Origin of the sequence: Sulfurimonas sp. (assembly GCF_034005705.1) — a bacterium.
Taxonomy (GTDB): domain Bacteria; phylum Campylobacterota; class Campylobacteria; order Campylobacterales; family Sulfurimonadaceae; genus Sulfurimonas.
The window spans coordinates 1-21,623 of the sequence record NZ_JAVEUF010000005.1 but is presented as its reverse complement, the minus strand read 5'-3'; the positions used below and the strand labels follow the sequence as shown (position 1 = coordinate 21,623).

Here is a 21,623-nt window from a genome sequence, read left to right as displayed (position 1 = left end):
CATCTTTACTTTTTTAACTTTCCTGCCAATCTCTGATAAACATCACAGCTCTCCAAAAGTTCACTGTGTTTTCCGCTTGCGATTATCCTGCCTTTTTGCATTACCAAGATCTTGTCCGCACTCTCGATCGTGCTGAGTCTGTGTGCAATAGTTATAGTGATCTTATCTTTTGTATACTCGTGCAGGGCGTTTTGGATCCTCTTTTCGCTCTCATTGTCCAAAGCCGAAGTAGCTTCGTCAAAAAGCAGAAGCGAGGCATGTTTATAGATAGCTCTGGCAATCGCTACGCGCTGTCTTTGACCGCCTGAGAGGTTTGAGCCGTACTCTTCCATTTTTGTATATATTCCACTCTCCAAAGAAGCTGCAAACTCATATGCATCCGCAAGTTTTAAGGCTTCTACGACTCTTGCTTCGTCAACATCCTGCCCGTAAGCCACATTCGCCGCAAGAGTGTCTTGGAAGATGTAGATTCTCTGTGTTACCAACGAGATGTGATGTTTGAGAGAATCCTGCGTGAACTCTTTTATATTAGTGCCGTTTACCAAAACTTCGCCGCTATCAGGGTCATAAAAACGAAGAAGCATATTTATAAATGTACTCTTACCGCCTCCGCTGTCTCCGACAAGCGCTATGTTTTGACCCTGTTTTATATCCACACTAACATCATCAAGCGCATAGGAGTCGTCATATTTTAGTTTTACATGCCTGAACTCTATATGCCTGATGTCCTCTTCTAAAACCTTTGTGCCGTCAATTATTTTGTTCTCTCGATCAAGCAGTTCAAAAACCCTCTCGCTTGCAGCAAGCGCGTCTTGAATTTTCGAATATATTGAGCTTATACGGCGGATGGGCTGAAAGACGAGTCCCACGGCAGTAATGAATGCGGTAAACTCACCCACGCTCATCCTGCCCTCATAAACCTCTCGTCCTCCGACAAAGATAACCGCTGCAAGCCCAAGTGCTCCGACTATCTCCATCATCGGTGAGACTATATCTCCGACATAAACCGACTTCATATTTATCTTAAAGAACTGCCAGTTCTGAACACTGAACCTACCCAGTTCAAACCTTTGTGTGGCATTTGCTTTTATGATCTCGCTGTTGTTAAAAACTTCAGTAAGACGGCTTACGACATCGGCATTTTTCTCCTGAGAGCGCAGAGAGTACTTTTTAAGTTTTTTTCCTATTAAAATAATCGGATAGACCACGACAGGAAGCACTACTAGAGAGTAGAATGCCAAAAGCGGGTTTAGATATATCACGTAGCCTATAAGAGCTATAACTGTCAGAGACTCCCTGAAAAGCTCAGGCAGCATATTTGATACGAAATACCTTATGCGCTCTATATCGTTCGTGACCCTTGAGATGAGCTCGCCACTTCGGTTAATATACAAAAACGTCATGTCAAGATTTATGATTTTCTCTAAAAGTATCTCTCTAAACCTAGTGACAATATGCTGACCGATGTAGTTCATAAAGACCGACTGTATGTATCTTCCGGCCGATTTGAAAAAGTATATGACCACAAGCCCAAGAGGGATGTAGTAGAGCATCTCCTCTTTTTTCTCTATGAACATCTCATCCATCAAAGGCTTCATAATATGTGCCGTTGCGGTTGTTGCACTGACCGTAAAAATTATACCTACGAGTACCAGAAAATACTCAAATTTGTACTCTTTTATATAAGGCCAATAACGTTTTAAAATTTTTTTCAATAACTCTTCTTTAAACTCTAAACTACTATTTTTCGGAGAAATTTTATCCAAAAAACAAAAACAAGCACTGAATAATCTAAATTTCATTATACTTTATGTAAAATCCTTTCTTATAATAAATGTTAGGCTTTTATGAAAAATAAAAAAATTCTTGAATTTTGTCTTAGTCGTTCTTTAGGAGGGCTGGAACTCTCAGCTCTAAATTGTTATAACTATTTTAAAAATAAAACAGAATGTAAAATTATAGTTGAACCAAATTCGAAACTTGACCAAAATATAGTGGAAGAAAACAGGTTCACAGTTAAAAAAAATAAATTCTTCCCTTTTATTACAGCAATTAAAGTTGCACAATATATTGATAAAGAAAATATAGACATATTACATTTTCATTGGATCAAAGATATATTGACGGTTGTTTTAGCAAAGTTATTTAGTAAAAAAAAGCCTAAAATCATCTACTCAAGGCATATGAACATAACAAGATTTAAAAATGACATATATCACAGATGGCTCTATAAAAATGTAAACATACTCCATGCAGTCTCAAAACAGGTAAAAGAGCAACTTGAAAAATATATTCCTAGCAGTGCAAGGCCACCGATCGAACTTGTTTATCTTGGTACAAAAGAGAGCAGTATCGATGAGAACAAAATTGAAACTCTAAAATCAAAATACAATCTTGAGAACACATTTGTTGTCGGCATGATTGGAAGAATTGAAGATGAAAAGGGACAGCACATCCTCATAGAAGCCATCTCGAAGTTAAACAATCCAAATGTTAAAGCTCTAATCATAGGGAGTGCTCCTCGTGAGGAGTATATGAAAAAACTCAAAGAGATGGTTAAATCTTTAAATATTGAAGACAAGGTAATATTTACTGGATTTACAAAAGAGGTAAATGAGCATATGAGACTTTGTGATGCGTCTGTTTTAGCTACAAAGAAAGAGACATTCGGTCTTGTTGTAATAGAGTCTATGAGAAACAAAGTCTGTACTATTGCTACAAATAACGGTGGTCCATTAGAGATAATAGATGACAATATAAACGGGCTTCTATTTGATAGAACTCCACAAGATTTGGCTTCTAAAATAGAGTATCTTTACAACAATCCTTATATAAAAAATTCTCTTGCCAGTTCTGGGTATGAAAAAGCAAAAAGAGAGTTTGACTATGAAACTCAAATGCAAAAACTTTACGATGCGATACAAAGTATATAGATGAAAATATGCATAGTAAAACTCTCGGCAATGGGTGACATAATACACGCGATGGTGGCACTCCAGTTTATAAAAGAAGAACTTCCATCTTCTCAGGTGGACTGGGTGGTCGAGAGCACATTTAAAGGCGTTCTTGAAAACAATCCGCATATAGACAACATTTTAGAGGTAAATCTAAAATCAATCAAAAAGAAAAAAAGCGAAATTTTCAATCAATACAAAATATTAAAAAAATACTCAAAAAACAACTACGACATCGTTATAGATGCACAAGGGCTTCTGAAATCTGCGATAGTATCCAGAATCATAGGGGCAAATGTCATAGCAGGTTTTGACAAAATATCGATCCGAGAGGGCATCGCATCTTTTTTTTACAACAAAAAAGTAAGTATTGCTTATGATGCAAACACAATAGACAGAAATGCGACCGTCATCTGTGAGCCGCTAGGTGTTAAAGTTACAAGTGAAAAGATCATAAATAAAGAGAAGTTTCTTTTCTCGGCCTCGTATGAAGAAAATCTGCCTGAGATTTTTAACATTTTTGTTATCGGCTCGACATGGGAGAGCAGGAACTATCCAAAAGAGAAGTTCGTAGAGATCGCAAAGACTTTAAAAACTCCAACCTATATAGTCTGGGGCAGCGAAGAGGAGCACCAAAAGGCGCTTTGGATGCAGGATCATTCTGAATTCCTGCATATTCTTCCAAAAGGCTCGCTTGATGAGCTAAAATTTGTCATCTCAAAATGCTCGCTTCTTATAGGAAACGATACGGGACCGACTCATATGGCTTGGGGACTAAATGTACCATCAATTACCATTTTCGGACCGACGCCGACAAACCGCGTCTATATAACACCGATAAACAAGGTTGTAAAATCAAAAAGTGAAGTTAACCACTATAAGCTTGATAAAAACGATTTCTCTATACGAGAGATTAATTCGGAAGAAATTATAAATTTAGCAAGAGAGTTAAAAAAATGAACATACTAATACTGACATCGGTAGGTGGGTCTTATAATAGTGTACGCCCAGAACTAGAGATATTCGTATCACTTGCAAAAAGCGGACACACAATAACAATAATGACGCAAAAAGAGAATGCCTATGCCAAAATATTTAAAGAACACGGCATAGATGTTATAGATGCAAGACATGACAAAAAGATAGACTTTAAAAATATACTCCTTGCAAAAAAAATCATCAAAGAAAAAAATATAGATATAGTCTACGCAACAGCTTCTAGAAGCATATCAAACGCTATCTTCGCATGTATGGGGACAAACGTTAAGCTCGTGACATACAGAGGAACTACCGGTGGCCTTTACAAATATGACCCTAGCGCATATCTAAACGCTCTAAACCCAAGAGTAGACGGAGTTGTATGCGTCTCAGAATCAGTAGAGAGACATGTTAAAAAACAGCTGATCAGCAAAAAGACAAAAGCTGTAACTATCTACAAAGGACACGACATAAGTTGGTATAGCCAATCCACTGCGGATATAGAGCAGTTTGGAACAAAAAAAGAGAACTTCAATATCGCTTTTATTGCCAACGTAAGACCTCATAAAGGGCTTATCTACGTGCTGCAGGCGATGAGAGATGTGGCAGACTTAAAAGATATGCATATTCTTCTTATAGGTGAGAAGATATCACAGGAGCCCTATATCTCAGAGATTAAGAGTAGCGGGATGGAGGAACGCATACATATAACCGGTTTTAGAAGCGATGTTCCTAGTATTATCTCTTCATGCGACGTACTGGTTCACGCTTCTACAAGAAAAGAGGGGCTGCCAAGGGTTATTTTGGAGTCTTTGGCAAGCGGAACTCCTGTTATAGCATCGGCAAATGAGAGCTCTTTGGAGATAATAGAAGATGGCGTAAACGGCTTTATAGTTCCCATCAAGGATGCAAAAGCGATAGCACAAAAAATAAGAGAGCTGCACGACTCTCCACAGACTCTAAAAAAATTAAAAGAACATGCAAAAGATGTCATAAAAGGCAAGATGTCGCATGAGACCACTGCCCAAAAATATATAGAGTTCTTTAAGAGGTTATTGACAAAATGAACTATAAGGCAATAAACGAAAAATATTTTCCATTTTTAAAAAATATACAAAATTATTTTTATGCTTCACAAAACTCAATTCATAAAGCAAGAAACGAGATAAAAATCATCGATTTTAACGGTGAGAGTCTTGTAGTAAAATCTTTTAAGACTCCAAATATTATAAACAAAATAATCTACACTTTTTTTAGAGACTCTAAAGCAAAAAAATCCTATGAAAACAGTATGAAAATTTTTGATTTTGTACCAAAACCGATAGGTTATATAGAGTTTCATAAATTTGGACTAATCGATGATAGCTACTTTGTAAGTGAAAAATTTGATTATGATTTTACAATTAGAGAGCCATTAAGAGACGATAATTTTGAAAACAAAAAAGAAATTTTTGAAGCTTTTGCAAAGTTTACATACGACCTTCACGAAAATGAGATCCTCCATCTCGACTACTCACCTGGAAACATCCTGATAAAAAAAGAAGACAAAAACTATATTTTTAAAATTGTAGATATAAACAGAATGGAGTTTAAGACTTTAAGCATTGATGAAAGAGTTAAAAACTTCTCTAAACTGTGGGCAAAAGATGATGACCTGAGAACAATCATAAAAGAGTACGCCAAACTTATAGGCAAAGACGAACAAAGCTGTATAGAAACTTCACTTAAATATTCTCAGGCTCATAAAGATAAGAAAAATATGAAAAAAAAACTAAGAGGAGAAAAAGTTGTTGACTAAGCTCAAAAGACAAAAAAAACTGGTTTCACCTCAAAATTTTTTACTCATTAACACATTTGATAAAGTCGTTTATAGTTCTTTTTTACTCTTTGCATTTATAATACCCCTCTCAAAAGCTGCTATTAGCTTTTTTCTTTTTTGGTTTTTTTTTCTGTTTTTATATAAACGAGACTATAAAGGGTCTTTTAAAATTTTAAAAAGTAAGCCCATATTTCTAACCATGGCACTTTTTTTATCTTACATGTACCTTTCCTTGCTTTGGAGTGAAGACATAAAAGAAGGATTAAATCAAGCAAGATTATATGCCTACTGGATACTTGTTCTTCCATCAGCAGCAGTTTTGATAAAAAAAGAGTGGCTAAAATCTATCTTAAATAGCTTTTTGCTTGGCATGTTTGTCAGCGAAATATTGGCATATGGCATATTTTTTGATTTATGGAGCTTCAACGGAAGAACACCAAACTATCCAACTCCCTTTATGACACATATTCACTACAGCATTTTTTTGGCATTTACTTCTATTATCTTACTTCATAAAGTTATAAATAAAAACTTTACACTCTATGCGAAACTCCCCTATCTTATTTTCTTTTTAATAAGCACGACAAACCTTATGTTCTCAACAGGAAGAGCAGGACAACTTGCATTTTTCTGTTCTTTGATAATTTTAATATTTTTAAAATATAAAATTTCTCTAAAATCTATAACGCTTGGCTTAGTGTCAGTTATATTAATATTTTCAATGGCATATAATAGTTTAGACCTTTTTAAACAAAGAGCAGATGCTGCAGTAAGTGACATTAAGAATATTACGAATCAAAACTATCAAAATTCATTTGGGTTAAGAGTTGTTTACTGGATTATTACCTATGAAGTTTTGAAAGAAAAACCACTCTTTGGAGATGGCATAGGTGATTTTATAGACGCGGCAACAAAAATTGTAAAAAAAAAAGAGTTTGGATTGGACAAAAATGGAATAGAATTTTACAAAACACAGCACTATCACAATCAGTACCTTATGGTAGCTGTTCAAGGAGGGCTTACTGGATTGTCTTTAATGTTTTTAATGTTTTTGCATTTTTTTAAGCTAAATATCAAAAATAGAGAGTTTAAAGAGATAAGTATTCTTGGATTTGTAGTAATTCTTGTAGGATTTGTTGCGGAACCTCTATGGATGCTTCAATTTCCAAACACTCTCTTTCTTTTTATAGCCTTTATCTCAATAGCTGCTTCAAAAGATAATTCTGTTATCATTTTAAAAACAAAAAAGCGTATAACAGATGAGTAAATTAATCAAGAATATATCATGTGTCATTATCGTCAAAAACGCCGCTTCTACCATAGATGCCACTCTCGCTTCTCTTATATCTTTTGAAGATGTTGTTTTGTACGACAACGGCTCAACAGATGCAACTCTGGAAATTGCAAAAAAATACCCGAATGTCACTCTTTTTCAAGGCGAGTTTTTGGGATTTGGTCCGACAAAAAATCTTGCTTGCACTTTCGCGAAAAATGAGTGGGTGCTCTCACTGGACGGGGATGAAGTCTTATCGGATGAATTTGTAAACAATCTAACCCTCATAGAGTTAAACGATAAAAATATATACACTATTTTAAGAGAAAACTACTATAAAAACACTCAAATAAAGCACTGCTGGGGAGATGACGTAATAGTGAGGCTCTTTAACAGAACCAAAACAGCTTTTACAGATGAAAAAGTGCATGAAAAAGTGATTGAAAAAGGTTTTAATACAGTACCGATAGAAGGAAGCATAAAACACTATCCATACGCAACTATTACCGACTTTATAATCAAACTTGACCGTTACTCAAGCGCATTTGCCATAGATAACGTGGGTAAGAAAAGCTCATCGCCAACCAAAGCCTTTTTTAACGGACTTTTCTCATTTTTTAAGACCTATATCCTAAAAAGAGGGCTTTTGGACGGCTATGCCGGATTGGTGATAGCATTTTCCCATATGGCTACGAATTTCTACAAATATATAAAACTTTATGAGCTAAACCAAGAGAAAAAATAGCTTATCAGATTTCAGACAGCTCTGCTTTTACTTTAGCAAAAAGCTCTTCTCTCTTCTCTTTGTCACTCGGTATCATAAAGTGCTTTTGCAACCCTTCTTCCCCAACACTCTTCCATCTTTTAGAACTTGCAAAGAGGTTATCGGCGAAAAAGGTCATTGTCGGCGTTCCTACCAGTGAAGCGACATGATACGTTCCTGTAGAAGTGGAGACAAAAAGCTTGAAACTACTTACAAGTTTTGCAAAATAGACAAGCCCTTCAAGTGAGAGATAAAAAACTGCGTTTACATCATAAAGTCTGTTTTGCATCTCCTCGTATAGCTCTTTCTCATCCGGTCCAAACGTAAGAACGACTTGATATTTGCCCTCTTTCACAACCTCACGGATCAAAATTTCATACTCATCAAGAGTGAAGTTTGCATCGCTTGAACCGCCAAAACCTACATGAAAAGCAACTACCTCTCTGTCTATGTCGTTATTTATGCAAAAAACATCATAAATTTTCTTAGCATCCTCAAACTCTAAAAGAGGTTTTTTATACTCTAGGTTTATATCGCTAAAAAGGGCTTTTGTGAGCTCTAAGTTGTACTCAAACTCCGCCATCTTCACTTCGCTTCGTCTCTGAACTACTCTTTTTGTATAAAAGATCTGAGCGATTTTAGTCGCAGGTGCTATTCTATGTGTTATTCTTGCCAAAAACTGAGCAATTGCTACGCGCGTATTTGAAAAGAGAGTTATTGAAGCGTCTATTTTTGCCTTTTTTAGTTTTGAAACCAGCTCAAAGAGACTTCCGCTATCATCTACTATCACCTCATCTATAAAGTTGCAAGACTGGGCAAGGGTTTTGTTAAGCGGGGCAACACATGCAATAATCCTGTTTTTTGGATCATGCTGTTTTAACACATACATAGCAGGAAGAGCAGTTATAAAATCACCTAGTTTATCTGTACGGACTACGAGAATATTCAAAAGAATTCCTAAATTAAAATTTAAAACAGTAGATCAAGAAAAACACTTGCCCAGACAATGACAAATAAAAAAATGCTCAAAAAAACTATAGAGCTTCCCACATCTTTTGCCCTGCCAGCCATCTCATGATGTTCAAGTGTCACCAGATCCACAACTCTCTCTATCGCACTGTTTACCGCCTCTGCTATTAGCATAAACATCAAAGAGACAAACATTAACAACTTATTTGAAAGTGTGGTCTCAACAAATATCACTACAGGAATTAAAACTATAAAAACTACAAGCTCTATCCTAAACGATGATTCTGTCTTTATTAGATCCAAAAGCCCTTTAAGAGCATAATTGGTGTTTTTAAAAAAATTATATTTCGGCTGATTTCTCAACAATTATCCCTCTTTCTCAATTTATGTTACTTAATAAAATTTTTAGAAGCAAGTGGCTGATTTTATCTTAAAAAGGCTATAATTCGCCTTATGAAAGAACCGTACAAGTGGGATAACTATTCCGATCAGCCATATCCGCTACAAGACAAAAACTACAAAAAGCAGATGCGAAAAAGCCAGATAGGCTCGCTGCTTAAAACTTTTTTGATCTCTATTGCAGTAATCCCGTTTTCACTGATAATGACTCCGTTCGTGAAGAGAAAAAAGATAATCTCCAGCGAATTTTTCTGCCTTGGTGTCGATTTTCAAAGAGATCCAAAAGCCACACTTGAGATGATTGAAGAGCTCGGTGTAGAGAGAATTCTGCTGCGCATAAAACTTTGGGAGATGCAAAAACTTCCTCTTTTAAAAGATTTTATACTTTTATGTAAAGATAAAAAAGTAACGCTAAAAATTCTTCAAGACAGAGAACATGTAGAAGATTTAGAGCTTCTAAAAAAAGATTTAGAGACAATTTTTACCGCTTTAAATCAACATGTAGATATTTTTGAAATTGGCTCGACAATCAACAGAGCAAAATGGGGATTTTTCAGCGTTGATGAGTATAGCCGCTTCTATCAAGTCGCTTATGATCTCAAGCTTGAAAAGTTTCAACATGTAAAACTTATAGGAAGCGGCGTCATAGACTTTGAGTACCATTTTACTGCGCACACGCTCTTCAATACCAAAAAGTACCGTTATGATGGAGTCTCATCTCTTCTATATGTAGATAGACGAGGCGCACCTGAAAACATGCAGATAGGGTTTACTTTACAGGACAAAATCTCGCTTCTTAGCACAATGGTCTGGCTAAGCCCAAAAAGTGTGCATGAACTTCACATCACGGAGACAAACTGGCCGATCAGCGGCACTGCTCCATACGCTCCGACAAGCGAATATGAGTGTGTGAGTGAAGAGCTATACGCCGACTATATGTTAAGATACTATCTGCTTGCTTTTGCCTCACAGCAGGTCGATTCCGTGTCATGGCACCAGCTGATAGCTCCCGGTTACGGGCTTGTGGACAACAGGGACGGTATTAAAAAACGCTCCGCCTTTGAGACGTATAAATTTATGGTCCACAATCTCAAAAATGCACAGTTCTTAAGACTTGATATAAAGCGTGGTTATTACATTCTTCAATGTTTAGTAGATAACAAGCTTCTTCAGATTCACTGGTCACTAAAACCTACAACACTGAAAAATGAAGATTTTTTTACATCCTACTCTCGTGAAGGAGATAAAATAGAGAATGAAATCCTAAACATAGGTTCATCGCCAACCTACATATTTATCAAAGATGAAATAAAAAAGGAATCTAATGAAGTTTAAAAACCAGTTTACACAAATAATTTTCATACTATTTTTTGTATTTTTTGTCATGATGGCAATCAGATCAACTCTTCTTTTTATGTATCCGTCTGACTTTGATGATTTGACAAAATCTGAACTTATACGCTCTTTACTGATGGGATTTAGAGTTGATATGATAACAATATTCACTTTCTCATTTGCATTTATTTTACCGTTAATTTTTATAAAAAAAGTTCTGCCACGAAAGATAATAGGAGTTACGTGGGGAGCACTCCTGTTGGTAATTTTTACAATATCTTTTGGCGATGTTTTATATTTCAACTTTACGCATAAACATATCTCAAATGAGATATTCAATCTAGGAAACGATTTTAACATAATCACAAATATTGCATTTAACTCTTATCTGCCTTATACGGTTGGAGCGTCTGTTTTTTCGCTTATTTTTCTCTATTTTTGCTATCTTGTTTTTTCAACCGCTCCATCAGCATTTGTTGGCGGAAAAAAGCTGGCAGTTTATTCACTTATCACTGTTTTAGTACTTTTTTTAGGCATCAGAAACACAGTTGCGGGCAAATCTTTTGGCTCTGCCGATGCCTTTGCAGTGAGCAAGATCAGCTCAGGGAACTTGGCACTAAACGGTTTTTTTACACTCTATAGGACCACTAACGGCAAAGATAAACATGACCTAATGAACGTGGATGATGCAGTAAGAATCACAAAGAAGGCTCTGTCGACTCCAAACGCAAAATTTATAGACGACGACTACCCTCTTTATAGAAGTTATAAAGCAAAAGAGAATGAAAAATACAATGTCGTAATAGTCCTTCTTGAGTCGTGGGGTGCCGAGCATATCGACGGGTTTACAAGATACAAAGAGCTTAATGTAACTCCTTTTTTCAAAAAGCTCAGCGGTGAATCTTTGAAGTTTACAAATTTTTATGCAAATGGCTTGCGTTCGATCTTTGGCATCACATCTATGTTTACAGGGATAACTCTTCCATCCGGATTTGAATATCTAGGAAGAGGTTTGGAGCTCTCAAACATCAGCTATCTTGGACGTGTAGCCAAGCAAAACGGCTACTCGACAATGGCAATGCAGGGCGGGAACCGTCGCTCATACAGAGTAGATGCTGTCTCTCATATTTCAGGATTTGATGATTATTACGGTGCAGAGGACATACCAAACGTAGAAGTTATTGAAGAAGGAAGAGAGGCTAGAACAGGTACTTACGATCATAATCTTTTAAACTTTTACAACAAAAAGATCTCGGAATTAAAAGAACCTTTTCTCTCCTTTGCATTTACATCTACAAATCATCCGGACCTACATCTTCCAAGAGCAGAATTTGAAAGATACCCACACAATCTCAACAACTATTACGGTGAGCTAAATGCATATCTATATGTAGATAATGCTATTGAAAAATTTATCGACAGTGCTAAAAAAGAGCCCTGGTTTGATAGAACTATATTCATATTCACCGCCGACCACGGCAACGGGGACGCGCTAAACAAGATCGGAAAAGAGTTAAGAGGAAATCCTGAGCACTTAGCCACAATTGAACACTATAGGATTCCGCTTATTATCTATGCGCCAAAGATTTTCAAACCCCAAGAGGTAGCTACTCTTGGATCTCAAAATGATATTTTCCCGACAATAGTGGATATGCTTGGTTTTGATGCAAATATAACGACACTAGGCAACTCGCTGTTTGACAATGAAGTAAAAAACAGATTTGTATATCTCTTCGGAGGAAATATGATCGGTCTGATAAACGAAAACGGGTATGTTATGCATAACTTTAAAAATGTTGTTGAACAAAATGGAGAAAATTTAGAAGAGAGCAAAGAACTCCTTTTTGCAGTAGACACGGCAGAAGCCAATCTGCTGGAGACAAACAGGTGGGCAAAATGAAAATACTTATAATTTTACCGAACTGGCTTGGTGACGCTGTTATGGCAACTCCTGCCATTGAACTTCTGAGTAACTACTACCCAAGTGCAAGATTTACTTTTGTCGGAAGCTTTGTCTCCATAGAAGCGCTCAAATATCATCCAAGATGTGAACTTGCTATAGTGGATGAGACAAAAAGATCATCAAACAGGATAAAAGCGACATACTCGCTTGCTAAAGAACTAGGCAGTTTTGACATGGCGATCTCATTTAGAAATCAGATCCACTCCTCTTTACTTCTAAAACTTACAGGAACTGTTCTATGTATTGCCAAAAAGTCATGGCACTCAATGTTTCTGCTATCTCATACTCCGACCATTAAAGCAGACAAACACCTAAGCCAACAGTACGCCCAGCTTGCGATGATAAACACAGACTCATGGGATAAAAATACACCTCATCTTAAGCTCTACATCGAGCCAAAAAAATTTGACAGACCGACAATGGGTATAAATGCGGGAGCTACATACGGCAGTGCAAAAAGATGGTATCCTGAGAGATTTGCCGAGGTTGCGCGTGAGTTCAGTAATAAATACGACATTATAATCTTTGGCGGTCCAAACGAAGCGGAGATGGCAAACGAAATAGAGTCCTACCTTGCATCATCAGGTGTGACAAACTACACAAACTTGGCAGGAAAGACAAACATAAAAGAGCTCTGCTCACTTATCGGAGGATGCTCGCTATTTGTCACAAACGACAGCGGACCGATGCATGTGGCCGCTGCATACCAAGTCCCAACCGTATCAATATTCGGTCCTACAAAACACACCGAAACTTCACAGTGGATGAATGAAAAAAGCAAGATCGTAAGGCATGAGATGGAGTGTGCCCCATGCATGAGAAGAGAGTGCCCGCTTGGACATCACGAGTGTATGAAGAGTATTACGGCCGATGAAGTAATCACAGCCGTAAAAGAGCTGGAAGTTTAGTCTAAAAAAGAAACTTTAGTCCAAAGTACAATGATTCATTGTACTCTACGTCCCTTCTTTCATAGTTCGTATCCATATGTCTATATCCAGCCGTTATGAAAACGTTTTGTATCGCCTCTGCTTCTAATGTAACGCGATACTCCAAAAAGCTGTCAGCTTTATCCAAAGATAGAACCTCTGGAGCAGCGTACAGAGATGCTCCTATATAAAACGGAACGCTTGAAGTCACAGGAAGTTTATATACAACCTCAACTCCCAACGGAATTGATACAAAATCCTCAGTATGATTTAATTTAGCCCCAAAACCAAGCCTAAAATCCGGACTAACTTCCCTTTGCATCAAAAAATTCAGCTCTTGATAATTATCGATAGAGCGCACATCGCTGTGTCTCTCATCTGCATTTAAATACTTCGCACCCAGAAAAATAGTCTCAGGCTCCACGTTTTCGTTAAACTGTCCCATATCAAGCCTTGCAGAGAGCTCCAGATCCGAGTTGTTTATATTTACCTCAGCGCTGTGCATTGCAAAAACAGACACCGCACTCAGTGCCGTTAAACATATCTTCTTAAACATCTAAATCTCCTTTTATTTTTTGGATCGTCTTTGTTGTGCTCTTTCCATCCACAAAGTCAACCAGTTTCAACTCTCCTGCAAACTCTGTTCCTACAACGCTTTTACCCTCGTAGTCGCCACCCTTTACAAGTGTGTCGGGCTTTATCATTTTTATAAGCTCATAAGGGGTGTCATCCTCAAACGGCACTACAAAATCTACCGCTTCAAGAGCCGCCAAGAGATAAGCTCTGTCCTCTGCGATATTTACGGGGCGCGATGGTCCTTTTAGACGGGAAACGGATGCGTCTGAGTTCAGTCCTACGATCAAAACATCTCCAAAACTCTTTGCAATCTGGAGATACTTCACATGTCCTACATGTAGAATATCAAAACAGCCGTTTGTAAAGACGACTTTTTTGCCGTTTGTACGGTAACGCTCTACAACCGCTTTTATCTCTTCAAAGCTTTTTATATGCGCTTCGGAGGTGCTTTTATGCAGTGAGGCTTCATACTCCTCTATCTCATCAAGCGTGACCGTTGCAGAGCCTATCTTTCCGACAACCACACCCGCTGCAAGGTTTGCAAATTTGGCAGAATCCTCTATGCTTTGTTTTGCACTAAGAGCAAAGGCTATAGAAGCAATGACCGTATCTCCCGCACCTGTTACATCGAAAACCTCTTTTGCAACGGTTGGAAATATCTTCATCTCATCGTCATATACGGCAATCCCGTCTTCTGAAAGAGTAATCAAAGAGATTGTCAGATCAGCCTCTTCCTTCATCTTTAAAAGTGCTTCTTTTAGGCTTGGCTTATCTTTTATATCAATTTTTGTAGCAAGCATCGCCTCTTTTTTATTTGGAGTCAAAAGGTATGCGCCGCTATATTTACTGTAGTCACTCCCCTTTGGATCGACCAAGACTTTAACGCCTGCTTTGTTGCATAGCTTTATGACTCCTTGGCACAGTTCATCGGTTAAAACACCTTTTCCGTAGTCTGATAAAATGACGGTATCATACTCAGAAACAGTATCTCTAAGCGAATTTAAAATCTTCTCAACCGAAGATTTTTCTATCTCTTCTTTGCTCTCTTTGTCATATCTGAGTATCTGCTGTGAAGCTGCTATCACACGGCTTTTTTTAGATGTTTTTCTTCCGTTTTGGACAATTATCCCGCCTATATCCACCCCTATGCTTTTTAGCATATCTATAAGCTCAACTCCATTCTCATCGCTTCCTATAACTCCGCTGACACTTACATTTGCACCTAGGGCTACAAGGTTATTTATAACATTTCCGCCGCCGCCGAGAACCGTCGTCTCTTTTGCAATATCCACTACCTGTACCGGAGCTTCGGGAGAGATTCTCTCACAGCTTCCCCAAAGATAGTGATCTATCATCAGATCGCCGATGACCAATATTTTAGGAGTGAAATCTTTCATATTTTTCATTATTTGACTTCTTCTTCGTAAACTCTTTTTATTTCACTTATATAGGCCTTGATCCCATCTTCCATCTCAAATTTCGGCTCATAATCTAAAGCCTCTTTGGTTGAAGCTATATCAGCCTCCGTGTGAAACTGATAACTCCCTATAAACGGATTTGGAATATAATCGCACGAGAGCGTTGTGCCTAGTTCGCTCTGTAAAATATCTACTATATCTTGAAAGCTTCTTGCCCTACCCGTTCCGACATTGTATATTCCGCTCTTCTTTGGGTTCATAGCTTTTATATTTGCTTGTATGATATCTTCTATATATATGAAATCTCTTAGTATCTTATCACTATCTTCAAAAAGACGCGGATTTTTGCCTGAGAGTATCTGATGTCCAAACTGTAAGACCATAGATGCTGTCGTGTTTTTAAAATACTCTCTAGGGCCGTAAACATTGAAATATCTAAGCCCGACTATAGAGATGTCACAATTCTGCATGTACTCTCTGCTTAAATTATCCATGCATAGCTTTGAAAACCCGTAAACATTCTGCGGTGTTTCACGCCCTACTCTTTGCGGTGAAGCTGCATTTCCATATGTCGCTGCCGAGGAGGCATAGATCATATTCGCACTATGTTTTATCGCAAGTTCCAACAGGTCTTTATAAGCATTTACATTTGTTTTTACCATAAGGTCCTGTTCAAGTGCAGTGGTGTCAGATATAGCCGCTTCATGAAAGATATAATCAAATTTATAGTTTAATTCAAGGTTAAGCAAGAGATCTTTGTCGTTAATATCACCGCTAATTATCTCGCCGCCAAAACCGATAAGGTTTTTAAAATGACCAAAGCTCTTTAGATTTCCGTTTGAGAGCTTTTCGCCGCTTCTAAAGCTGTCAACTATAACGACTTTTGCATCAGGATGATTGTTCTGAAAATAAAACGCCAGATTCGAACCTATAAAACCTGCCCCGCCTGTTATCAAAATTGTTTTATTGTTTAAATCTTCATCTATATATCTCATCTATGCACCAAGACCTCGTAAATTTAACAAAATAATAACAGATAAATCATTAACAAGCATTTAAGATTAATCTCATTATAATTTGCATGAAATTAAGAAAAGGGTGTAAAAAATGAAAAAAATCGTTTTATCAATTGTTGCTCTAGGTGCAACTACTGCTTTAATGGCAGCTGTAAATGCAGGTGCTTGTACTGGTTGTCACGGTGCTGACTGGAGCAAGGCTGCTCTAGGTAAATCTAAGAATGTTGCTGAGATGAGCAAAGCGGATATCGCTGCTGCACTAGTAGGTTACAAAGACGGTAGTTACGGCGGACCAATGAAAGGTCTTATGAAAGGTCAAGTTGACAAATATTCAAAAGAAGAGCTAGAAGCTTTCGCACAAACTATCGGTAAATAATTTTACCTGAATTGCCCATTGTGGCAATTCTCCACATAACTTCCCATTATTATCTAAATATAAAAAATTCTAATACTACATTAATATACATTTAAGAATAAAACCATTACAATTTGTCTGAATTTAAAAAAAGGGTGTAAAAAAATGAAAAAAATAGTAATGTCAATAGTTGCTTTAGGTGCAACTACTGCTTTAATGGCTGCAGTAAACGGTCAAGCTTGTGTTGGTTGTCACGGTGCTGACTGGTCAAAAACTGCTATGGGGAATAAAAATGTTGCTGAGATGAGCAAAGCTGATATCGCTGCTGCTCTTAAAGGTTACAAAGCAGGTACTTACGGCGCGGCAAAAAAAGGTCTTATGGTAGGTCAAGTTTCTAAATACTCTGACGAAGAGTTAGACGCGTTTTCACAAACAATAGGTAAGTAATTTACCTCAAGTCACCCTAAAGGGGTGACCTACTCTCTTTCATTCAAATCCGTCTTTTACTCTGGTTTATAGTTTTTCTTTAAAGCTTCTCTCTTTTGTTCCTGTTTTAAAGCATCGTTTAATTCATCTTCGCCGTCAAATTTTGCAGCGTTTAAAAACTTCTCTTCATCATCGAACTGTCCGTTTTTGATAGCCCACAAAAATGCAAATAGTGCAAGCGCTCCCAAAAAAATAGAGACTCCCAACATCATAGCAATTACCCAATTATTCATCTTATCTATTTCTCCATTTATAACGTATTCTCAGCGAGTTTCCGACAACCAAAAGCGAACTAAGAGACATAGAGATCGCAGCAAAGAGCGGTATGATATACCCGGCCATTGCTAATGGAATCGTTACTGCATTATAGACCAGGGATATAAGAAGGTTCTGTTTTATCAGGCTAAATGTTGTCTGACTTATCTTAAAAGCATCATTCAATGATCTTAGCGAATCATCTAAAAGCACTACATCACCTACTTCTACCGCTATATCGCTTCCGCTTCCCATGGCAATTGCAATATCTGCAGATGCAAGTGCCAATATATCATTAACACCGTCCCCGACCATCACCACCTTTTTGCCATTTTTATGAATGGTCTTAATATACTCTGCTTTATCTTGAGGAGTCTGCTCGTAAAGAAAATTCTTTATGCCAACCTCACTTGCTATGCTTTTTGTTATATTGCCGTGGTCTCCGCTTAAAAGAACGACCTCAATTCCTTTTTTATGCATATTTGAAATAAGCTCTTCTATTCCATCTTTAATTTTATCTTTCAGCTCATATACCGCTGCAAGCTTGCTATCTATAACAAAGTAAAAAGCCGTCTCATCTACCGCAAGATCAACATCTACTCCATGCTCATTTATAAATTTCAGATTTCCGCCGAGGATGGTCATATTGTTATATTTTGCCTCTATACCTTTTGCAGGGATCTGAGTATATTCATCAAAAACAATCTCTCCGATATTTCTGTTTTGCTCTTTGATGTATTCTGCAACACCTTTTGATATAGGATGTTTAGAGGATCTAACCATTGAGTAGAGTAAATTTTTATCAAATTCCCCGTATATATGCTCCTTAATAACCTCCGGCTTTCCTATAGTTATAGTCCCCGTTTTATCCAAAACAAGAGTATCTACGGTTGCCATGGTCTCAAGCCCTGCTGCTTCTTTAAACAGTATTCCTCTTGAAGCGCTTATACTGAGTCCAACTAAGGTCGCAACAGGGGTGGCTAAAGCCAGTGCACACGGACACGCTATGATAATAACGGAAACCGCCACCATAAAAGAGGTCTCAAAACTATTCGGCCATAACCACCATCCTAAAAATGTCACCAGTGCCAAAAACAATATAACCGATGAGAAGTATTCAGAGAGTCTGTTAGCCATCTGCTGAATCTTTGGTTTTTTATTTATAGCGGATTCTAAAAGTGAGACTATATTTGAGAGCGTGGAATGTTTAAAGTCCTTAGTAGCTCTAAAATGAACATCGGCATCAATGCTCGTCGTACCGCTGATGACACTCATCCCAATCTCTTTGTAAACAGGATTGCTCTCTCCAGTCAAACTGGACTCGTCAAAAGAGCCGCTCCCTTTTACTATTTCACCGTCAAGCAAAACCTTCTCTCCGGAAGAGACTACAACAATATCACCCGCTTGAACATCATCAAGCTTACACTCCGTTATCAAGCCGTCTCTTACAACCCTTACTTCTGATGGGATATTTTTTGTGATCATATCAAGAGTGTCAGCTGCGTTTTTCTTGCTCAGTACCTCTAAAAATTTTCCTATCAAGACAAAAGTGATTATCATACTTACCGAGTCAAAATAGGCCTCGCCATGCTGCATAATTGTTATATAGATAGAGTAGATGTAAGTAAGCAGCGCTCCCGTTGCCACCAAAAGGTCCATATTTACAGTTTTTGCCTTCAGACCATAGTACGCACCCCTAAAAAAGACCCATCCGCTGTAAAAAAGCACAGGAGTGGAGAGTATCCACTCTGCAATATTTAGCATAGTCTTGACATCCTGCGTTATTCCGCTGAAATATCCTGCGTACTGTGCAACTGCGATCCACATAATATTCATAGATGCAAAAATAGCAACTGCCATCTTCAAATAGTAGGCTTTTCGCTCTTTGTTTACATACTCCTCTTGCGTCATAGCATCGTAGGCAAAAGCGTCATAACCTATCGCTCTTATCATATCTATAATCTTGGAGAGTTTAACAACATCATCAGCCCATACAATCGTTGCTTTGTTGTTTGTAAAATTTATATTAGCTTCTATGACTCCATCCATCTTGCTAAGAGCTTTTTCATTGAGCCAGACACAAGCTGAACAGTGAATCCCTTTTATTATTAAAGAGACTTCGCTAAATCCGTCACTGTTTACTTTTACAAACTTGTCGTAAAACGAAGGCGAATCAAAAGTTGAAGAGTCTGCATAATTCTGAAGCGGTGGAGCCAAAAGGCTGTTTTTGCTCTTTTCATAAAAGCTCTCAAGCCCTTTATCTTGTAAAAGATGATAAACACCTTGACATCCGTTGCAGCAAAAGTTCAGGTCTCCCTCTTTTATCATAACAGATGGATCAAACTCTATATGGCAGTGAGAGCATGGAATCTTAGATGACAACTTCAAACTTCCCGAATTTTTTGTTTTTATGGATCTTATCCCATTGTTCTACATACCCGCTCATACAGATATATACACCGTTTTGTACAAGAGCTTTGGCAAAACCTATTGCAATTCCCAGATTTAAACTAGCTTCTATGTTGTCTATCTCAAAAGGTTTCATCGCTCCGACAAAAATAATTTTTCTATCATCAAAGATCTCAGCTAAAAACTCGGCACTTAGGTGCATAGTGTCTGTTCCGTGCACTATTACAAAAGTATCATCACTTGACTCCATGATGACATTGGCAAGAACTTTTCTGTCATCCATTGTCATATCCAGACTATCTTTATAGATAACACCTGCCAGATCATACTTGGCGTCCATGCTTTTTAAGATCGTCTCTATCGCTTCATTACTGTATGGGATCTCTAATTCTCCGTTTAACGGATTATATTTTTTGTTAAATGTTCCACCGCTATTTAATATCAGCATTATAAATATCCTCTAATTTTGAAACTATCTTTATGGCTTTTGATTTTTTATGCACTCTCATCTCATCAAAAAGATAATTTTCACAAATCCCAGCCTCTATGGCCGCCTCAATGTCTCTCTCTTTATCACCCACCAATATTGAACTCTTCAGATCAATATCAAACTCTTTTTGAGCTTCTAAAATCATGCCTGGCTCTGGTTTTCTGCAACTACACTTTCCAGAGATCTCAGGATGATGTGGACAGTGATAAACTTTCGTGATTTTAATGCCATTTTTTGCAAACTCTTCTATCATCCAAGTGGTCAACTTCTCAAAATCTGATTCATCATAATAATTTCTTGCAATTCCTGACTGATTAGTTACAACGATAATTAGATATCCCAGATCCTGATAATGTCTGCAAAGCTCAAATATTCCATCTATAAACTTAAAATCTTCTATCTTGTAAAGATAATTAAGCTCAATATTTATAACACCGTCACGATCTAAAAAAAGTGCTTTTTTCATTAAATATCAGTTGACACCATCACCAAAAATCTCTTTTTCTATAATATCACAAATAATATGCCCAATTAATATATGAGACTCTTGTATTCTAGGTGTGGAATCCGATGGCACAACTAAAGCTATATCAGCCATTTTTGCCATCTCCCCACCGTCTCTGCCGACTAAAGCTACGGTTTTTATGCCTTTTTGCTTTGCAACTTCAAATGCATTAATAATATTTTTAGAGTTCCCTGAAGTGGATATACCGAAAAATATATCACCCTCTTGCCCCATACCTTCAAGTTGACGTGAAAAGACCTTGTCATAGCCGTAGTCGTTCCCGATAGCCGTCAGATTTGATGTATCTGTTGTAAGTGCAAGAGATGGAATAGAAGGCCTGTCAAATCCATATCTGCCGACAAGCTCTGCTGCAATATGCTGAGCGTCTGCTGCACTTCCGCCGTTTCCTGCCAGTATAGTTTTATTTTTACCTTTATAAAGCTCTACACACGCTCTGCAGACCTCTGCGATCTTATTAAGTAACTCTTCATTATCATAAATAGCTTGTTTTGTTTCATATGATTTTTTTATCTGATCTTTTATATAGTTTTTCATATAACATCCTAAATAGTATGTAAAATAATACCATATAATAAATTGTTAAAGCTTCAAGAGTTGTAATATTTTTTTCATGATTTTGTTTTGATTATTTATATTGTAGAGGAAATGACCAACTAGGCAGCGACCTACGTTTCCACACCTGAAAGGTGCAGTATTATCAGCGATGAGAGGCT

Annotated in this window: 22 protein-coding genes; 11 read left to right on the top strand and 11 right to left on the bottom strand. The window is 37.4% G+C overall.

Annotation, left to right across the window (positions count from 1 at the left end; translation table 11 throughout):
* Nucleotides 1-5 precede the first annotated feature (5 nt).
* Complete coding sequence (locus tag RBR61_RS03795; RefSeq protein ID WP_320342200.1) at nt 6-1,715, bottom strand: ABC transporter transmembrane domain-containing protein; 1,710 nt, start codon at nt 1,713-1,715, stop codon at nt 6-8.
* Nucleotides 1,716-1,847: 132 nt separating this feature from the next.
* On the opposite strand from RBR61_RS03795, the gene RBR61_RS03790 reads away from it, so the two are divergent.
* Genes RBR61_RS03790 through RBR61_RS03765 form a run of 6 tightly spaced genes read left to right on the top strand, consistent with a single transcriptional unit; the run spans nt 1,848 to nt 7,769 of the window.
* Nucleotides 1,848-2,933 carry a glycosyltransferase family 4 protein gene (locus RBR61_RS03790; protein WP_320342199.1) on the top strand — a complete coding sequence of 362 codons (1,086 nt, stop codon included), beginning with the start codon at nt 1,848-1,850 and terminating at the stop codon, nt 2,931-2,933.
* The gene (gene waaC, locus RBR61_RS03785) at nt 2,934-3,914 is read left to right on the top strand and encodes a lipopolysaccharide heptosyltransferase I (protein WP_320342198.1); all 981 of its coding nucleotides are present in this window, start codon (nt 2,934-2,936) and stop codon (nt 3,912-3,914) included.
* The gene (locus RBR61_RS03780; protein ID WP_320342197.1) at nt 3,911-4,999 is read left to right on the top strand and encodes a glycosyltransferase family 4 protein; all 1,089 of its coding nucleotides are present in this window, start codon (nt 3,911-3,913) and stop codon (nt 4,997-4,999) included. The genes waaC and RBR61_RS03780 overlap by 4 nt, the downstream gene beginning before the upstream one ends.
* A complete protein-coding gene (locus RBR61_RS03775) occupies nt 4,996-5,730 on the top strand; it encodes a lipopolysaccharide kinase InaA family protein (protein ID WP_320342196.1) in 735 nt (244 codons plus the stop codon). Before RBR61_RS03780 ends, RBR61_RS03775 begins: the two co-directional genes overlap by 4 nt.
* Entirely contained in the window at nt 5,720-7,018 is a 1,299-nt protein-coding gene (locus tag RBR61_RS03770) for an O-antigen ligase family protein (protein ID WP_320342195.1), read from the top strand. Before RBR61_RS03775 ends, RBR61_RS03770 begins: the two co-directional genes overlap by 11 nt.
* Nucleotides 7,011-7,769 carry a glycosyltransferase family 2 protein gene (locus tag RBR61_RS03765; protein WP_320342194.1) on the top strand — a complete coding sequence of 253 codons (759 nt, stop codon included), beginning with the start codon at nt 7,011-7,013 and terminating at the stop codon, nt 7,767-7,769. The genes RBR61_RS03770 and RBR61_RS03765 overlap by 8 nt, the downstream gene beginning before the upstream one ends.
* 4 nt (nt 7,770-7,773) lie before the next feature.
* Here RBR61_RS03765 and RBR61_RS03760 read toward each other — a convergent pair whose 3' ends face one another.
* The gene (locus RBR61_RS03760; RefSeq protein ID WP_320342193.1) at nt 7,774-8,736 is read right to left on the bottom strand and encodes a glycosyltransferase family 9 protein; all 963 of its coding nucleotides are present in this window, start codon (nt 8,734-8,736) and stop codon (nt 7,774-7,776) included.
* Nucleotides 8,737-8,756: 20 nt separating this feature from the next.
* A complete protein-coding gene (locus RBR61_RS03755) occupies nt 8,757-9,119 on the bottom strand; it encodes a diacylglycerol kinase (protein WP_137014027.1) in 363 nt (120 codons plus the stop codon).
* Nucleotides 9,120-9,209: 90 nt separating this feature from the next.
* On the opposite strand from RBR61_RS03755, the gene RBR61_RS03750 reads away from it, so the two are divergent.
* Genes RBR61_RS03750 through waaF form a run of 3 tightly spaced genes read left to right on the top strand, consistent with a single transcriptional unit; the run spans nt 9,210 to nt 13,361 of the window.
* Entirely contained in the window at nt 9,210-10,490 is a 1,281-nt protein-coding gene (locus RBR61_RS03750; protein ID WP_320342189.1) for a glycosyl hydrolase, read from the top strand.
* On the top strand, nt 10,480-12,390 hold the full coding sequence (locus RBR61_RS03745) for an LTA synthase family protein (RefSeq protein ID WP_320342188.1): 1,911 nt from the start codon (nt 10,480-10,482) through the stop codon (nt 12,388-12,390). Before RBR61_RS03750 ends, RBR61_RS03745 begins: the two co-directional genes overlap by 11 nt.
* Nucleotides 12,387-13,361 (top strand): lipopolysaccharide heptosyltransferase II, encoded by a 975-nt coding sequence (gene waaF, locus RBR61_RS03740; RefSeq protein ID WP_320342186.1) that lies wholly within the window; start codon nt 12,387-12,389, stop codon nt 13,359-13,361. The genes RBR61_RS03745 and waaF overlap by 4 nt, the downstream gene beginning before the upstream one ends.
* 1 nt (nt 13,362) lies before the next feature.
* On the opposite strand, the gene RBR61_RS03735 is transcribed toward waaF, so the two are convergent.
* Genes RBR61_RS03735 through rfaD form a run of 3 tightly spaced genes read right to left on the bottom strand, consistent with a single transcriptional unit; the run spans nt 13,363 to nt 16,368 of the window.
* Nucleotides 13,363-13,935, bottom strand: coding sequence for a YfaZ family outer membrane protein (locus tag RBR61_RS03735; protein WP_320342185.1), 573 nt, complete (start codon nt 13,933-13,935; stop codon nt 13,363-13,365).
* Complete coding sequence (gene rfaE1, locus RBR61_RS03730) at nt 13,928-15,361, bottom strand: D-glycero-beta-D-manno-heptose-7-phosphate kinase (protein ID WP_320342183.1); 1,434 nt, start codon at nt 15,359-15,361, stop codon at nt 13,928-13,930. Before rfaE1 ends, RBR61_RS03735 begins: the two co-directional genes overlap by 8 nt.
* Nucleotides 15,361-16,368, bottom strand: a complete 1,008-nt coding sequence (gene rfaD / locus RBR61_RS03725; protein WP_320342181.1) for an ADP-glyceromanno-heptose 6-epimerase — start codon at nt 16,366-16,368, stop codon at nt 15,361-15,363. The genes rfaE1 and rfaD overlap by 1 nt, the downstream gene beginning before the upstream one ends.
* Before the next feature lie 112 nt (nt 16,369-16,480).
* Between rfaD and RBR61_RS03720 the strand changes: the two genes are divergently transcribed.
* Nucleotides 16,481-16,765, top strand: a complete 285-nt coding sequence (locus RBR61_RS03720) for a cytochrome C (RefSeq protein WP_320342179.1) — start codon at nt 16,481-16,483, stop codon at nt 16,763-16,765.
* Nucleotides 16,766-16,909: 144 nt separating this feature from the next.
* Nucleotides 16,910-17,191, top strand: a complete 282-nt coding sequence (locus RBR61_RS03715) for a cytochrome C (protein WP_320342178.1) — start codon at nt 16,910-16,912, stop codon at nt 17,189-17,191.
* Nucleotides 17,192-17,247: 56 nt separating this feature from the next.
* On the opposite strand, the gene ccoS is transcribed toward RBR61_RS03715, so the two are convergent.
* The 5 genes from ccoS to gmhA are packed head-to-tail and all read right to left on the bottom strand — an operon-like array spanning nt 17,248 to nt 21,444.
* Complete coding sequence (ccoS, locus tag RBR61_RS03710) at nt 17,248-17,463, bottom strand: cbb3-type cytochrome oxidase assembly protein CcoS (RefSeq protein ID WP_320342177.1); 216 nt, start codon at nt 17,461-17,463, stop codon at nt 17,248-17,250.
* Nucleotide 17,464: 1 nt separating this feature from the next.
* Nucleotides 17,465-19,867 carry a heavy metal translocating P-type ATPase gene (locus RBR61_RS03705; RefSeq protein WP_320342176.1) on the bottom strand — a complete coding sequence of 801 codons (2,403 nt, stop codon included), beginning with the start codon at nt 19,865-19,867 and terminating at the stop codon, nt 17,465-17,467.
* Nucleotides 19,857-20,342, bottom strand: a complete 486-nt coding sequence (locus RBR61_RS03700) for an asparaginase domain-containing protein (protein ID WP_320342175.1) — start codon at nt 20,340-20,342, stop codon at nt 19,857-19,859. Before RBR61_RS03700 ends, RBR61_RS03705 begins: the two co-directional genes overlap by 11 nt.
* Nucleotides 20,326-20,850: a D-glycero-beta-D-manno-heptose 1,7-bisphosphate 7-phosphatase gene (gene gmhB, locus RBR61_RS03695; RefSeq protein ID WP_320342174.1), complete on the bottom strand. Its 525-nt coding sequence runs from the start codon at nt 20,848-20,850 to the stop codon at nt 20,326-20,328. Before gmhB ends, RBR61_RS03700 begins: the two co-directional genes overlap by 17 nt.
* 6 nt (nt 20,851-20,856) lie before the next feature.
* Nucleotides 20,857-21,444 (bottom strand): D-sedoheptulose 7-phosphate isomerase, encoded by a 588-nt coding sequence (gene gmhA, locus RBR61_RS03690; RefSeq protein WP_320342171.1) that lies wholly within the window; start codon nt 21,442-21,444, stop codon nt 20,857-20,859.
* Between the last annotated feature and the right edge of the window lie 179 nt (nt 21,445-21,623).